Raw genomic sequence first — 12640 nt, forward strand, 5'->3', positions numbered from 1 at the left:
CGGGGCCGGCCATCACGGGCTGTGTGGTCTCGGGAGCGGTCTGTGCCATGGGAGCCTTCCGGGGGAGGCAGGCCGGAAATTCGGCCTTGAACAGTGTTCAGGTTGTGGTGCTGCCGAGTACAGCACATCCTTGAACGCTGTTCAACTGTGTGGCCGGAAGCCTACGATGGTGTGCATGGCACTGACCCGGGAGCAGGTGGAGGAGACAGCGCTGGGCATCCTCACCCGCTATGGCCTCGGTGACCTGTCCATGCGGCGCCTGGCCCGGGAACTCGACGTGCAGGCCGGCGCCCTCTACTGGCACGTGAAGAGCAAGCAGGAACTGCTGGTCAGCGTGGCCGCCCGACTAATCCACGACTTGGGCGACGGCCCCGAACCCCACGACCGGGCGGCCGCCCGTGAGGCCATCGAGGCATTGGTTTTCGGCCTCCGCCACGCCCTCCTGCCCGTGCCGGACAGCGCAGAGGTGGTCCAGGTAGCCAGAACGCTGCAGCCCACGGCGCTGGCCCCGCTGAACCGCCTCCGGACACTGCTGGAGGCTGCTGGCCTCACGCCGATGCACGCCGAATGGGCACGGCACCTGCTGCTGAACCATGTGCTCGGATCCGTGTCCACCGCCCAGGAGGCCCGGCGCCTGGCCGTCTTCGCGCCCGGAACCGAGGCTGACGCCCCCACCAAGGTCGGGCCCAGCACGGTCGGCGGCCACGTCGAGCTGGGTGACGATGCCTTTGCCTGGGGCCTGGCCGTCATCCTCGCCGGGATGCCCGCCCCGCGGGCCGAGGAGAGCTGACTTCGGCAGCTCAACCGGGGTACCGGCCGGGCTCTTCGAGCTGCGTCGTGCCCCACAACAGCTAGGCTGCGGTTCCAGCGATCTTCCAGACGTGCCCTCCCCTTGGTTCCGTCTCCGACGGCCTGCCTCAGTCGCCGCAATCTCAACTACATGAACGGGTCGAGTTCTTGAGAAACGGCACGATTAAGGGCTATGTCGCAACGGGTAGTTCGCGGATCCGTCGGTAGAGGGTGGCCCGGGACATGCCCAGATCGCGGGCGACCTGCGCGGCGGGCTGGCAGGACTCGATCAGGTGGGCGGCGCTGCGGATCTGGGAGTGGGTGAAGGTCTGACGTCGTCCGCCGAGGTCTTGGCCGACGGCCCGGCGCTTGGTGACGGAGTCGGTGATGCGTTCGCGTTTGATCTCCAGCTCCATCTGGGCCAGGGCGGCCATCACCGTGAACACCATGGAACCCATGGGCGTGTGGGTGTCGACGTCTCCCCTGGCGGTCGGCGTCCTGTCGGCGCGTGGAGACCCGCGCGTATCCAATGAACTTGCCCATGACCACCCTCCAGTGTTGTCAGATTCAGAAGTCGACGGCACTGATGTCAGAAGCGGTCTTCACTGATCGACTAGGTGACGTCGACACTGCGCCGTAAGGGGATCCACTTGCGGGCACAACCTCGACATGGCGCGCTGCGACCTTGTGCCGGCGGCTCCTGGCAACCCAATCTCCCGACCCCCGCCGCGATCATTTCCGGAGTTCCCGTCAGGCCAGAATGGGAGCCTCTACACCGGCCACCAGAATGCAGAAAGGGCCCCGATGCCTGATGCGCATGGTTACTCCCGAAAGCGATTCACATGGGACTACAGCATCCACGCCACTCCCCAAGCGGTAGCCGACGCCCTCAGGATTGCCGCCGGGCACACGGCCCCCTCGGGCTGGGAGCCCGAGCAACTGCTCATGACAGGGCGCCCTGGCGGTTTCCGCATCCATCTCGACCTTGCCCCGGAGCCCACGGATGACTGAGCCGATCGAACACGACATCCTTTCTTACGGCATCACTGGCCCGCCTCGATCATGCATGGCGACCTGGCCGCCCAACTTTCGCGCCCACATCCTCCACATGGCCGCCGACCTTGAGGAGCTCGCCAGTGAGGAGGTCCTCGACATCGTCGTCGCCGAGGAGTTCGCCGAGGACGACCTCGTGTGGATCAGCCGCGTGGCCTACCGTCCCTGATGCCGATCGCTTAACGAGACCTGCCGGCATGCTTCCGGCCCTGGTAGACCTGTCTGCGGGCCAGGACAGGCGTTGGCCGTTCGACTACGAATCGGTCCTGAGCCTGCATGCCACAATCGCAGCAGGGGTCGTCCAGACCGGGGACGACCCGCAGACAGAGGAGTACATCCGCATGGGTGCCTGGGACGTTTCAATTTTCGGCAATGATGGCGCTGGGGACTTCTTGTTCGAGTTCGACGACGCCCACACCGTGGGCGAGGTGACCCCGATCCTCGAGGAGGCCTTGGACGCCGCGCTAGGGGGCGGCGGCGTCGACTCCATCGATGGGGAGATCGGCTTGGCGGCCGCCGCCCTCGTGGTGGCATGGCGGAACCCTCAGATGCTCGACGACGAGGACACAGGGGACTTCTCGTCCTGGCCGCGCACCACGGATTCGCTGCCGGATCGGCTCGCCGTCAAAGCTGACCAGGTGCTGGAGCGGATGCAGCAGCCCCAGGGCAATGAGCTTTTCGAGCTGTGGGCCGAGGAGGACCAGGCCGAGGAGTTCGTGGCCGCGGTCGGGCGCTGGCGCTCGGCCCGGAGCTGACCGACGCGGACCCGTGTTGACGCGTGTACGCGTCAACACGGGTCGACCGTCGGAAGGGGTCCCGCAGCCTAGGGTGTCGCCAGGTCCACGCCGGTGGCCTGCAGGGCGTGGATGGCGCCGGTCAGGGCCTTCTCTTGGGCCATGAGCAGTTCCAGGATCGCGCGGGTGGCCTGGATCGACCAGTCCGGGCCGGTGGCGATGAACCGGTCCCGGGTGGGCGCCAGGTGCAGGCGGTCGGCCAGTTGGGGGTGGCGCCGCCGGAGCAGCTCGGTCCAGAACGGGCCCGTGGAGGCGTGGCCCAGCTCAGCAAGGGGACCTGCCACAGTCAGGGTGGGGCAGTCGGCCCAGAGCGTGAGGGGGCTGTCGTCGTCGGGAATCTCGATGCTGGTCACCACCGAGGCATCCAATGTGAGGGCGCGGCCGATGGCCGCGTCGAAGAAGGTCACCTCCCCGGCGCGGCGGGGGGCGTCGGGTTGCAGCCAGATGGCTTCCAGTAGCCAGGGGTTGCTGGCCGGCTTGCCGTCGGCGCTGACCTCCTAGGCCGGAACGTCCCAGACGTCGGCGGGCACCGAGACCTGACGGATATTGTCGATCCAGACCCGTTTCAGGGTGGTCTGCTGGGCGGGCATGTTCAGGTGAGTGAGAACCCTGGCGTCGTTGATCGTTAGGTACGTCAGGGCGGGAAAGTCGGCGTCGGTGAGATCGACGGTCTTCCACCCGTACAGCATCAGGTTCTTCAACTGAGGCATCCGCGGCCAATGTTGCGCGGTCGGCATGGTTCGGGGTTGCTGCAGTCGGAGTTCTGTCAGCGCGGTGCCGTCCAGGGCTTCCAGAGTCGCGGCCGTCGGCCGCCACACCATCACGTGCTTCAGGCTGGGCAGAGACAACCACGGAATTAGGTCCTCGGACCACTGCGCGGTGATGGACTTCAGGCGAGAGAAGTCCTTGCCCGGCGGGATGGGCCCCAGGGGATCATCGTCGGCGTCGATGCCCCGGACCCACCCCAGGGAATCGTCCTCAAAGGGCGCCCAGGAGACCTCCTGGAAGACGATCTCCTTCTTGCGCCTCAACCAGTAGGACTCGCTCATACTCTCTCTTCTGGAAACACGACGTTCCCACGCGACCCCGGACTAGGACCCATCGAGGAAACGGTATCCCGGTTGACGATCCATATCCGGACGGTCCTTACAAGCTGACTTCGAGACCACCGAGTGGTGCCAGGTCCGAGTGATTGCCTCGGGAGGCCGTGTCTATCTGACGGCTTCCTGACTTCTTGAATGATGTCCACACTGCATATCCATCTAACTGGCGCGGGAAGGGCCGTCGAAGTCTCCAGTTTGGGGGGCTACAGCTGGGTGCTACCTGGACACAGTTATCGATCTCTTCACAGTTTTAGGATGACCGCGCTTGGTAGCGAGTTTCCAAACAACCCCGATGATGAACACAGCCGAACCGCCGTAGAACATCGTGAGGATCCATCCAGGGAGTGATAGCGTCCCGTCCGGGAGTAGCTCGTTCCCGCCCCAATAGTTGTAGTCAACGACAGCAAGTATCGGCGCCAAGACGATTAGCCCGACGCCGAGGAGGATCAACACCGTTGACCCCGTCGTCTTTGTCGTCATGCTCGACCTTCTCCTTCAGGTTGGCTTCGAATCGAGCCCGCCGCTTACCTGAGTGAACCACTGCGTGCTGGCAAGATGCTATGACTCAATATCCCACTTTGCCCAATGACGCTTTGCCGACATCTTCAGAAGTCGTGGGCACATAACCGCAGCCAAGGCCACTGGCTATGCCACTTGCGGATCGTCTAGCGGACATGCCTGAGCCCATGGTCGGAGCCGCCACCACAGATGACCGCCATTTATCCCCGAAATCCACAGGCTTGTTGATTGCCTTTCGCTGGAGTTGGTCAGGCGCATCCGGACAGGGCGGCACCGAGGTAGGGCAGGTACACGATCGTGGCCAGTAGGACGAGCGTGGCCAGGTAGGAGGTGGTCGTGAGCGCGGCGAGCAATCCGGCCGGTCCGGTGTGCGGTTGCACGAGATGGCGGATCCGGTCGGGACCGAGGGCGTGCAAGGCCCCGTCGAGGGGTGCCTCATGCCCAGCGTGGTGGGCGTGCTCGCCGAGGGTGAGCAGGGCGCTGGCCAAGGCGGGGGTTCCGACGCGGCGGCGGGCGGCGTCGTCGGCGGCGATCTCGAGGTAGTGCCCGAGCGCGTCCTCGACGGCGGCCATTATTGGCAGCCAGCGCAGGGGCCGGCAGATGCTGGCCACGGTGGTGGTGATCAGGTGGTGGCGCTGATACAGGTGGGCATGTTCGTGGGCCAGGACTGCGGCGAGTTCATCGCGGGTCAGGGCTCGTAACGCCCCCTTGGAGATGAAGATTCCGCCGTGGCGCCGCGGGAGTGTCAGGGCGAACGGTCGGGAGTCGTCGATGACGAGCACGCTGTGACCGAGGACCTGTCGGGGCTCGGCCCAGACTCGCAGCCGGTGCGCGGTGCGCGTGGTCGCCCGGCGTTGCCGGTGGGCCTCGGCGCCGACCATGATGGCAAGGCCGGCAGCACCCAGTGCAGACAGGGCCAGCAACACCGCAGCGGGAATCCCGGTGTCGATGGTTGCGGTGGGGAACGGGTTGGCGGCGGCGAGGCAGCGCTGGCAGACGTCGGCGGCGCTGCCGGGTAAGAGCACCGGGCCGGAGGTGATCCACGCCAGCAGTGGCCCGAGGGCGAGAGCGGTGATGACCCAGCTGACAACGCTGCCAGTGAGTAGCGCCGCGGAGGTCCGGGGTGCGCGGACCAGGGCGGGAGCAGCCCGTCTGAGCACCCACGGGCCGGCCAGCGCCGAGACGGTCAGTGCGAGGACCAGCATTACGGTGAGACTCTCCGCGATCACCGCCCCCCTCCGTCCGCTCCATCCGTGCGCGCACGCAGGTAGTTGCGCAGCAGGTCGAGGTCGGTGGGAGGGATCGTGTCGATGAAGTGCAGCATGGATGCGGTACGGTCGCGGCTGGATTCCAGGGCGTGCCTCATCACGGAGGCGACATGCTCCTCCCGGGGGATCCTCGCCTCGTAGCGCGTGGAGTGGCCCTGCCGCAGGGCGGTGACCAGCTTCTTGCCGTCGAGGTTGCGGAGCACGGTGGCGATCGTGGTGTAGGCCGGGTCGTGAGACAGCCGGTTGATGATGTCCCTGATGGTGCCGGGACCGTGATCCCAGAGCGCGTCCATCACTTGTGCTTCCAGGGCACCCAGGCGGGGTGGTTCTGCTGCGAGTCCAGGCGTGGTCATCGGGCGGTCTCCATCCTCGGGGTAGGGACTGGGCAGGCGAACTGTCCGCGGAGTCGGCCCAGCAGGGCGATGCCGGTCAGCAGCAGGGCGCCGATCGCCAGGTACGGCTGGATGGGGGCGAACCAGGTGATGGCCCCGGAGTAGCCCAGTGCTAGCAGGGCAAGCTTGTTGCACACCGGGCATCCCACGGCGAACCATGCCAGCAGGCCCCCGGCGACACCGAGCCGGCTCGTGCGCTGTTCCGCAGTATCACTGCCGTCCTCCATCTTAACGCGGCTCGTCGAGGCGCCCGCGTCGGTGGTGTCGACGCGCCCGCGCACGTAGGTGGCCACGAGCATCCCGGACAGTACGGAGGTGATGACCCACACCGGATAATTCCACCAGACAGGCGGGATCTCGCGGGTGAAGAACGAGTTCGGGATCAGCACCGTGGCCACTCCCAGCACGACCCCCACCAGCAGTGCCGCCGCCACCGCGACCAACACCTGCCGCGTGGTCCAGGTGCGCAGGGACTTTACTGCCTCGGTGATGGACCGGGTCGCGAATGTCGGTTGGCGCGGTGCAGACCTCATGGCTCCATTCTGCCCGAGGATGACTATGAATCATAGTCGACTATGTAAAGTAGTCGACCGTGACGTCTGAGATTCAGCGACGAAAGGGTCGGCGAGACATGAGCACGGGGAATGATTCGAGGAAGAAGCGCACCTGGGTGGTGCCCGCCGTCCTGGTGGCCGTCGCGGTCCTGTTGGTCGGGACGGTGATCGTGTCCGCCCTGGGCGGTACGGGCTCTACCGGTGCCGCCGAGCCGTCGGCCCCGGCGGAGCCCGCGCCGACCCGAGTGGAGGGCCTGCAGCTCTCCGAGGCCGAACGCCACGACCCCGAGGATCTGCTCGCGGCCGGCCCGGTGGACGCGCCGGTGACGCTCGTGGTCTTCTCGGACTACCAGTGCCCGTTCTGCGCCCGGTGGAGCGAGGAGACCCTGCCGCTGATGATGGAACACGTGGACGCCGGTGACCTGCGGATCGAATGGCGCGACGTCAACGTCTTCGGTCCGGCCTCCGAGCGGGCCGCGCGCGCCTCCTATGCGGCCGCACGACAGGGCGCCTTCTGGGAGTACCACGATGCCCTGTTCGAGGGCGGGCACAAGCGCTCCGAGGCGCAGCTGAGCGAGGAGGCGCTGACCGCCCTGGCCGAGGAGCTCGGGTTGGATCCCGACCAGTTCTCCGAGGACATGGCCTCAGAGCAGACGGCCGAGCAGATCGCCACCAATGAACAGCTGGGGCTGGGGTTGGGCGCCTACTCGACCCCGATGTTCGTGCTGGGAGGCCAACCCATCGTCGGCGCCCAGCCCTCGCCGGTGTTCCAGGAGGCCTTCGACCAGGCCCTGGCCGCGGCGGAGTGAGGCCGTATGGACATCGGATTGCTCAGTGCCTTCCTGGGCGGGGTCCTGGCCCTGCTCAGCCCGTGCGCGGCCCTGTTGATGCCGGCGTTCTTCGCCTCCACCGTGGGGGCCGGGCCCCGGCTGCTCGCCCATGGGGCGGTCTTCTATGCCGGCCTGCTGCTGGTGCTGGTGCCCCTGGGGATCGGGGCGGGCGCCATCGGCGCGCTCTTCGTCACGCACCGCGAGGTGATCGTGGTCAGTGCCTCGGTGCTGCTGGTCCTGCTGGGACTCGTCCAGCTGCTCGGGTTCGGTTTTGACCCGTCCCGGCTGTTGCCCGGCGCGGCCAATCTGCAAGAGCGGGCGACCACGGCCACCGGATGGGCCAAGACGCTGCTGCTGGGCGCCGCCAGCGGCGTCGCCGGGTTCTGCGCCGGCCCGATCCTCGGTGCGGTGCTGACCCTGGCCGCCACCCGGGGTGACATGGTCTCCGCGGCGGGGCTGCTGGCCGTGTACGGGGCCGGCATGGTGGCCCCGTTGCTGCTGATCGCCGCGCTCTGGAGCCGGCTGGGCACCCGGGGACGGCGCCTGCTGCGCGGCAGGGCCTTCACCGTCTTCGGACGCCAATGGCACTCCACCTCGGTGGTCACGGGACTGGTCCTCATCGCTGTCGGCGTCCTGTTTTGGACCACCAACGGCCTGGTCACCGCGCCGGAACTTCTGCCCCTGGATGCCCAGGCCTGGTTACAGGAGCGTTCGGCGGTCCTGGCCAATCCGGTCGTGGACATCCTTGCCATCCTGGTCCTCGCCTCCGTGGTGCTCATCCTGTGGACGCGGCGACGACGGCGCGACCGGTCCACGGCAGGCGTCCACCGGGTGGGATCGTGAGCCGAGGACCACACATCCTGGCCATCCTCACGGCCGTGCTGGTGGCCCTGACGGGGTGTGCCGGTGCGGCGCCGGAGCCGGTGCGGGACCCGCATCCGGCCGATGGGCCGCTGCCCGTGGTCGACACGAGCGCGCTGCGACCGCCCACGCCCTTCACGGGCCTGAGGATGGTGGACCCGGGGTGGAGCGTTGCCCCGCAATACGCCGACGGTGTCTTCCTGGCCCCTGCCGCTCGCGAGGACCTGCAGCGGTTCACCGCCGTCGATGTGCAGGGTGAGGTGCGGTGGGTGGCGGAGCGGCCGGCGGACAGCACTGGATTCGCGGTCACCGCCGACGCCGACGGCCGTGCCCTGGCCGTCCTGACGGACGTACACCGGCCGGCCGGCGTCGCGTCCGACAAGGTCACCGCAACGGCCTACGAGCTGGCCACCGGAGACCCCGTGTGGGGCCCCGTGGAGGTTCCAGGCCCCCACGCGGGGCCCGGGCTCGTCTTCGCCCGGTCATCCGATGATTCGGCGCGGACGTCAGGGACCCGCACGGTGCTGGATCCCACCACCGGCCGTGTCCTGGCCTCGGAGTCCGGCACCTCCGGCCAGCGGGTTCTCGGCGAGTACCACGGGACGGTACTCGTCACGGACGACCGCACCCTCACCGCGCTGAACGCCACCGGCGGGCAGGAACTCTGGCAGATCCCGTTGGCCGAGCACGGCAGGGTCAGGACCGCCATCCACCCCTCGGGGGCCGCTGCTGCTGCCGAAGGACTTGCCCTGTTGGAGGCCGAACACTCCCCGGGCCTGCTCATCGACCTGCGCAAGGGCTCCATCCTGAATGAAACGGCACGCGACGCGGCCGTGGATCCGGGCACTGGCACGGTCGTCGTTCTGGATGAGGCCGGCCTGCATGCCACGAGGGACGGTCAGCACCTGTGGTCACTGCCCGTCACGGATGACACCCGTCTGGCCGCGCTGGGCGGGGCCTTGGTGTACCTGCGGGAAGGCGGGGCGGTCCGCGTGCACAATGTCATCACCGGCGAAGTGGCCGATGCCTACACCCCCGCCATGGCCGGAACCATCCTCGTCCCGGCACGCATCACCGCCGACGGTGCCGCAGTGTTTACGGAGGGGCCACGCCACCTCCTCGCCACCCTCGTCCCGGAACCAGGCGCCTCCGGCTGAGCGCGAGATCGACTGCGGACAACCCTTTCCGACAGGGAGGTCCCGCGGACGGCTCGGGTGTTGGTGGCGTTCAGCGCCGGAACAGGCGGGTCAGAAGACCGGGTCGCCGGGTGCTGGCCGGCGCTGCGGCGCGGTCATGGCCCGGGCACCAGTTCCCGGCGGGGACGGTGCGCTTGACCTGGTCGATGTGCTGGCCGCAGCCGGCCCAGGTGGTCTTGCCGCACACGGGGCAGGTGACGGAACGGCACATGGTCGATGTCCTTTCAGAACGCCTCACCCCGCCCCGGGAAGGGGGCGGGGTGAGTGCGTGGGATAGAGAAGGTGGGCCCGGCCGCGGGGCCATGAGGGGGCGTGCCTCCGCGGCCGGGGGTCTGGGCGGTGCGGGAGGGCGTGCTGGGCCCTCCCGCACCGGCGGTTCAGTGGTCCTGCAGGGCGGTGGGGACCTGCTCGAAGAAGGACCGCAGGGATGGGTCCGCCTCGACGCGGTTCCAGGGCATGCGGGACAGCACCGAGGCCATCGCGCAGGAGTCGGAGAGGGCGGAGTAGGCCAGTCCGGCCCCGACCGCCCCGGCCAGCAGACCCAAGCGGCGGTGCACCAGCTGCCCGGCGAGGGTGCCGGCCAACACCAGAGAGCCGGCGACCATGCGGACCTGGCGGTCCATGGCCCACCGGTCGCCGCGGCGCACCACGTCGCCGCCGGCGGACTCGTAGGCGGAGATGCCGCCGTCGAGCACATCGGCGGCCCCGAACCCGGACGCGCCGAGCTTCTGGCAGGCCTGGGAGGCCCGGTTGCCGGACTGGCAGACCAACACCACGTGTTCGGGCAGGCGGTCGGCGAGTTCCTGGGTGTGCTCGGTGAGCAGATCCAGCGGCACGTTGTAGGAACCGTGGATGTGCACGGTCTCGAACTCGGCGGGCGTGCGCACGTCCAGGACCATCAGTTCCTCGTCCTGGTCCAGCCGGCGGCGCAGCTCCACCGGGGACACCGTCCGGTTGGCCGTCGGTGCAGACTGGTGCGCGGAAACGGTAGTGGTGGTCATCGGGCGGCTCCTGCGGTCTCGGTCTGGGGGGTGTTCTGCTGGGCGTTCCAGGCGGACCAGCCGGAGTAGCTGCCCTCGAGCTCGACGACGTCGTAACCGGCCCGGCGCAGGGCGGCGGCGGCCACGGTGTTGCGCAGCCCGGACTGGCAGTAGGTCACCAGCGGGCCGGTGTCCTTGGCCGGCAGCTGGTCCGGGTGGAAGATGACCTTGCCCACGTTGAGCTGTGCCGACCCGGGGACGTGGCCCTCGGCGTGCTCGGTGCGGTTACGCACGTCCACCAGCACGGCGTCCTGATGCTCGGCGAGGAAGGACTCCAGAGCGGCCGGGGCCACCGTCGACGGCACGACGTGGGGCAGCCCCTCGAAAGTGGGGGTGTACCCGGCCACGGTGTCGACGCCGACGCGCACCAGGTGCTCGCGGATCTCACCGGCGGCCTCGGCATCGGGGGCCAGCAGCACCAGCGGGGTGTCCTCGGCCTCGGGGTCATATCCCCAGGCCCCGTAGGTGGCGGCCTTGGCGGCCCCACCCGGGACTGCCAGGGCGCCGGGCACGGTGCCCAGGTGGACCTCGTCCGGGGAGCGGGTGTCCACGACCACCAAGGTTCCGGCCTCCAGGCCGCGGACGATCTCGGTGACCTCCAGGCGCCGGAGCTCGGACAGCTCACCCAACAGGGCCGGGCCGGTCTTGTTCTGGCGCTTCATCCGGGCGAAGTAGGCATGGGCGTCGGGCTGGCCGGCGAGCAGTTCGTCAATGAAACCCTGCTCGTCGTCGTTGGCCAGGTACTGCGCCCACCAGGAGTACTTGCGCTCATAGCCCACGGTGGTGGCCGGCAGCGCGCCCAGGGCCTTGCCGCAGGCCGAGCCGGCTCCATGGCCGGGGTAGACCTGCACATGGTCCGGAAGGGTGAGGAAGGCGTCCTTGAGCGAGGCGAACAGCTGCTTGGCCCCGAGGAAGCGGGTGTCCTGGCCCCCCGCGGCCTCGTCCAGCAGGTCCGGGCGGCCCACGTCGCCGGAGAACACGAAGTCCCCGGTCAGGTAGTACCCCGGCTCATCGGTGAAGGCCCCGTCGGTGACCAGGTAGGACAGGTGCTCGGGGGTATGGCCGGGGGTGTGCCGGGCGGTGATGGTGATGTTGCCCAGGGCGACGGTGTCCCCGTCGTGCAGGCGCTGGGCCTCGAAGCCGTACTGCCAGTCCTCCCCGCCCTCGCCGGAGACGTAGGCGGTGGCACCGGTGGCGGCGGCCAGTTCGCGGGTGCCGGAGAGGAAGTCGGCATGGATATGGGTCTCGGCCACCGCGGTGATCCGCATCCCGTGGTGCGCAGCCAGCTCCAGGTACTGGCGGATGTCGCGGCGGGGGTCGACGACGAGGGCCTCGCCGGTGGCCTGGCAACCGATGAGGTAGCTGGCCTGAGCCAGGTCCTCGTCGTAGATGCGCTCGAGCAGCATGGTTCCTCCTGAGGGTCGGAAGTAGAAGTCTGGACACCGGCGAACCGGATACCCCCTACGGTATTACATACCCCCCAGGGTATGCAAGTGGTGCGTCTACACGCGTTTGCGTCGGAGCCAGTACCTGCTAGTGGTGAGGATCGGGGGTTCGTCTCGGGCAAGCCGGTGGGTAGGGTGATGGACACCTGGCGATCCCGGACGGCAGCGGTGCCGGCACGGTCCTGGCCTGCGTCCCGGGTCCCCTCACGGCCTCCGCCGGGTCCGCGTCAGCGGAGGACGACCATCGAGCGAAAGGACAGCGATGACGGATCAGCACCCGCCGATTGAGATGCCCGACCCGGTACGGGCGGTCACCCCGCAGGGCACCCAGACCGGCTTGGACCGGCAGATCAGCCAGCGCGTGGAGTCCTACGCCGAGGCATCCGCGGCGGAGCTCTCCGCGCGCATCGACGAGTTGGAACGCGAATGGGACATCGAGCGCGTCCTGGAGCTCAACGCCTCGTCCCTGGCCTTGGTGGGCACCGTCCTCGGCACGACCGTCAGCAGGAAATGGCTGCTGCTGCCCGGCACCGTCTTGCCCTTCCTCTTCCAGCACGCCGTCCAGGGCTGGTGCCCGCCCGTGGTCCTGTTCCGCCGGCTGGGTGTGCGCACGCGCAAGGAGATCGAACTGGAGAAGTATACTCTCAAGGCCCTGCGCGGTGACTTCGCCCCGCCCACCGAGGGCCCGGACGCCGGAGAAGAGGTGGGCGCCGCGGACGCCCTGCGCGGCGCGGCGCACTGAGCGCGGCAGCCGCGCCCGGCAACCATACGATCCGGCCCTGACCCGCCAGGGGGC

General features: G+C 68.6%; 15 protein-coding genes and 1 pseudogene. 6 read left to right on the forward strand and 10 right to left on the reverse strand.

The window, feature by feature from the left end:
* Positions 1-175: 175 nt before the first annotated feature.
* The gene (locus C8E99_RS05120) at positions 176-790 is read left to right on the forward strand and encodes a TetR family transcriptional regulator (RefSeq protein ID WP_170144530.1); all 615 of its coding nucleotides are present in this window, start codon (positions 176-178) and stop codon (positions 788-790) included.
* 190 nt (positions 791-980) lie between these two features.
* Here the strand turns inward: C8E99_RS05120 and C8E99_RS05125 are convergent.
* Positions 981-1271 (reverse strand): annotated as a pseudogene (locus tag C8E99_RS05125) (recombinase family protein); the annotation flags it as partial.
* Positions 1272-2039: 768 nt separating this feature from the next.
* On the opposite strand from C8E99_RS05125, the gene C8E99_RS05140 reads away from it, so the two are divergent.
* Positions 2040-2597: a DUF4259 domain-containing protein gene (locus C8E99_RS05140; protein ID WP_115931381.1), complete on the forward strand. Its 558-nt coding sequence runs from the start codon at positions 2040-2042 to the stop codon at positions 2595-2597.
* Between the two features lie 68 nt (positions 2598-2665).
* On the opposite strand, the gene C8E99_RS05145 is transcribed toward C8E99_RS05140, so the two are convergent.
* The 6 genes from C8E99_RS05145 to C8E99_RS05170 form a co-directional block, all read right to left on the reverse strand.
* Positions 2666-3043 (reverse strand): hypothetical protein, encoded by a 378-nt coding sequence (locus C8E99_RS05145; RefSeq protein ID WP_115931382.1) that lies wholly within the window; start codon positions 3041-3043, stop codon positions 2666-2668.
* A gap of 90 nt (positions 3044-3133) precedes the next feature.
* Positions 3134-3685 (reverse strand): hypothetical protein, encoded by a 552-nt coding sequence (locus C8E99_RS05150; RefSeq protein ID WP_115931383.1) that lies wholly within the window; start codon positions 3683-3685, stop codon positions 3134-3136.
* 270 nt (positions 3686-3955) lie between these two features.
* Complete coding sequence (locus C8E99_RS05155) at positions 3956-4219, reverse strand: hypothetical protein (RefSeq protein ID WP_115931384.1); 264 nt, start codon at positions 4217-4219, stop codon at positions 3956-3958.
* Positions 4220-4506: 287 nt separating this feature from the next.
* Positions 4507-5463 (reverse strand): M56 family metallopeptidase, encoded by a 957-nt coding sequence (locus C8E99_RS05160; protein ID WP_211308987.1) that lies wholly within the window; start codon positions 5461-5463, stop codon positions 4507-4509.
* A gap of 20 nt (positions 5464-5483) precedes the next feature.
* Positions 5484-5879: a BlaI/MecI/CopY family transcriptional regulator gene (locus C8E99_RS05165; protein ID WP_115931386.1), complete on the reverse strand. Its 396-nt coding sequence runs from the start codon at positions 5877-5879 to the stop codon at positions 5484-5486.
* Positions 5876-6451: a hypothetical protein gene (locus tag C8E99_RS05170; protein ID WP_115931387.1), complete on the reverse strand. Its 576-nt coding sequence runs from the start codon at positions 6449-6451 to the stop codon at positions 5876-5878. The genes C8E99_RS05165 and C8E99_RS05170 overlap by 4 nt, the downstream gene beginning before the upstream one ends.
* Positions 6452-6549: 98 nt before the next feature.
* Here C8E99_RS05170 and C8E99_RS05175 point away from each other — a divergent pair, with 98 nt between their 5' ends.
* Genes C8E99_RS05175 through C8E99_RS05185 form a run of 3 tightly spaced genes read left to right on the forward strand, consistent with a single transcriptional unit; the run spans position 6550 to position 9320 of the window.
* The gene (locus tag C8E99_RS05175) at positions 6550-7281 is read left to right on the forward strand and encodes a DsbA family protein (protein WP_115931388.1); all 732 of its coding nucleotides are present in this window, start codon (positions 6550-6552) and stop codon (positions 7279-7281) included.
* A gap of 6 nt (positions 7282-7287) precedes the next feature.
* Positions 7288-8145, forward strand: a complete 858-nt coding sequence (locus C8E99_RS05180; RefSeq protein ID WP_115931389.1) for a cytochrome c biogenesis CcdA family protein — start codon at positions 7288-7290, stop codon at positions 8143-8145.
* A complete protein-coding gene (locus C8E99_RS05185) occupies positions 8142-9320 on the forward strand; it encodes an outer membrane protein assembly factor BamB family protein (protein ID WP_115931390.1) in 1179 nt (392 codons plus the stop codon). Before C8E99_RS05180 ends, C8E99_RS05185 begins: the two co-directional genes overlap by 4 nt.
* Before the next feature lie 70 nt (positions 9321-9390).
* Here C8E99_RS05185 and C8E99_RS05190 read toward each other — a convergent pair whose 3' ends face one another.
* From C8E99_RS05190 to C8E99_RS05200, 3 genes are all read right to left on the reverse strand, one after another.
* Positions 9391-9570: a hypothetical protein gene (locus C8E99_RS05190; protein WP_115931391.1), complete on the reverse strand. Its 180-nt coding sequence runs from the start codon at positions 9568-9570 to the stop codon at positions 9391-9393.
* A 166-nt stretch (positions 9571-9736) separates the two neighbouring features.
* Positions 9737-10360, reverse strand: a complete 624-nt coding sequence (locus C8E99_RS05195) for a rhodanese-like domain-containing protein (RefSeq protein WP_115931392.1) — start codon at positions 10358-10360, stop codon at positions 9737-9739.
* Positions 10357-11805, reverse strand: a complete 1449-nt coding sequence (locus tag C8E99_RS05200; protein ID WP_115931393.1) for an MBL fold metallo-hydrolase — start codon at positions 11803-11805, stop codon at positions 10357-10359. The genes C8E99_RS05195 and C8E99_RS05200 overlap by 4 nt, the downstream gene beginning before the upstream one ends.
* Before the next feature lie 301 nt (positions 11806-12106).
* Here C8E99_RS05200 and C8E99_RS05205 point away from each other — a divergent pair, with 301 nt between their 5' ends.
* Positions 12107-12586: a YgaP family membrane protein gene (locus C8E99_RS05205; RefSeq protein WP_211308988.1), complete on the forward strand. Its 480-nt coding sequence runs from the start codon at positions 12107-12109 to the stop codon at positions 12584-12586.
* Positions 12587-12640 lie beyond the last annotated feature (54 nt).

Origin of the sequence: Citricoccus muralis, from assembly GCF_003386075.1 — a bacterium.
GTDB lineage: Bacteria > Actinomycetota > Actinomycetes > Actinomycetales > Micrococcaceae > Citricoccus > Citricoccus muralis.

Excerpts from the sequence above, each read along its gene's own strand:
- C8E99_RS05155 (WP_115931384.1), bottom strand. The coding sequence starts at position 4,219 with ATGACGACAAAGACGACGGGGTCAACGGTGTTGATCCTCCTCGGCGTC.
- C8E99_RS05190 (WP_115931391.1), bottom strand. The coding sequence starts at position 9,570 with ATGTGCCGTTCCGTCACCTGCCCCGTGTGCGGCAAGACCACCTGGGCC.
- C8E99_RS05140 (WP_115931381.1), top strand. The coding sequence starts at position 2,040 with ATGCTTCCGGCCCTGGTAGACCTGTCTGCGGGCCAGGACAGGCGTTGG.
- C8E99_RS05175 (WP_115931388.1), top strand. The coding sequence starts at position 6,550 with ATGAGCACGGGGAATGATTCGAGGAAGAAGCGCACCTGGGTGGTGCCC.
- C8E99_RS05120 (WP_170144530.1), top strand. The coding sequence starts at position 176 with ATGGCACTGACCCGGGAGCAGGTGGAGGAGACAGCGCTGGGCATCCTC.
- C8E99_RS05195 (WP_115931392.1), bottom strand. The coding sequence starts at position 10,360 with ATGACCACCACTACCGTTTCCGCGCACCAGTCTGCACCGACGGCCAAC.
- C8E99_RS05180 (WP_115931389.1), top strand. The coding sequence starts at position 7,288 with ATGGACATCGGATTGCTCAGTGCCTTCCTGGGCGGGGTCCTGGCCCTG.
- C8E99_RS05200 (WP_115931393.1), bottom strand. The coding sequence starts at position 11,805 with ATGCTGCTCGAGCGCATCTACGACGAGGACCTGGCTCAGGCCAGCTAC.
- C8E99_RS05205 (WP_211308988.1), top strand. The coding sequence starts at position 12,107 with ATGACGGATCAGCACCCGCCGATTGAGATGCCCGACCCGGTACGGGCG.
- C8E99_RS05170 (WP_115931387.1), bottom strand. The coding sequence starts at position 6,451 with ATGAGGTCTGCACCGCGCCAACCGACATTCGCGACCCGGTCCATCACC.
- C8E99_RS05165 (WP_115931386.1), bottom strand. The coding sequence starts at position 5,879 with ATGACCACGCCTGGACTCGCAGCAGAACCACCCCGCCTGGGTGCCCTG.
- C8E99_RS05150 (WP_115931383.1), bottom strand. The coding sequence starts at position 3,685 with ATGAGCGAGTCCTACTGGTTGAGGCGCAAGAAGGAGATCGTCTTCCAG.
- C8E99_RS05160 (WP_211308987.1), bottom strand. The coding sequence starts at position 5,463 with ATGCTGGTCCTCGCACTGACCGTCTCGGCGCTGGCCGGCCCGTGGGTG.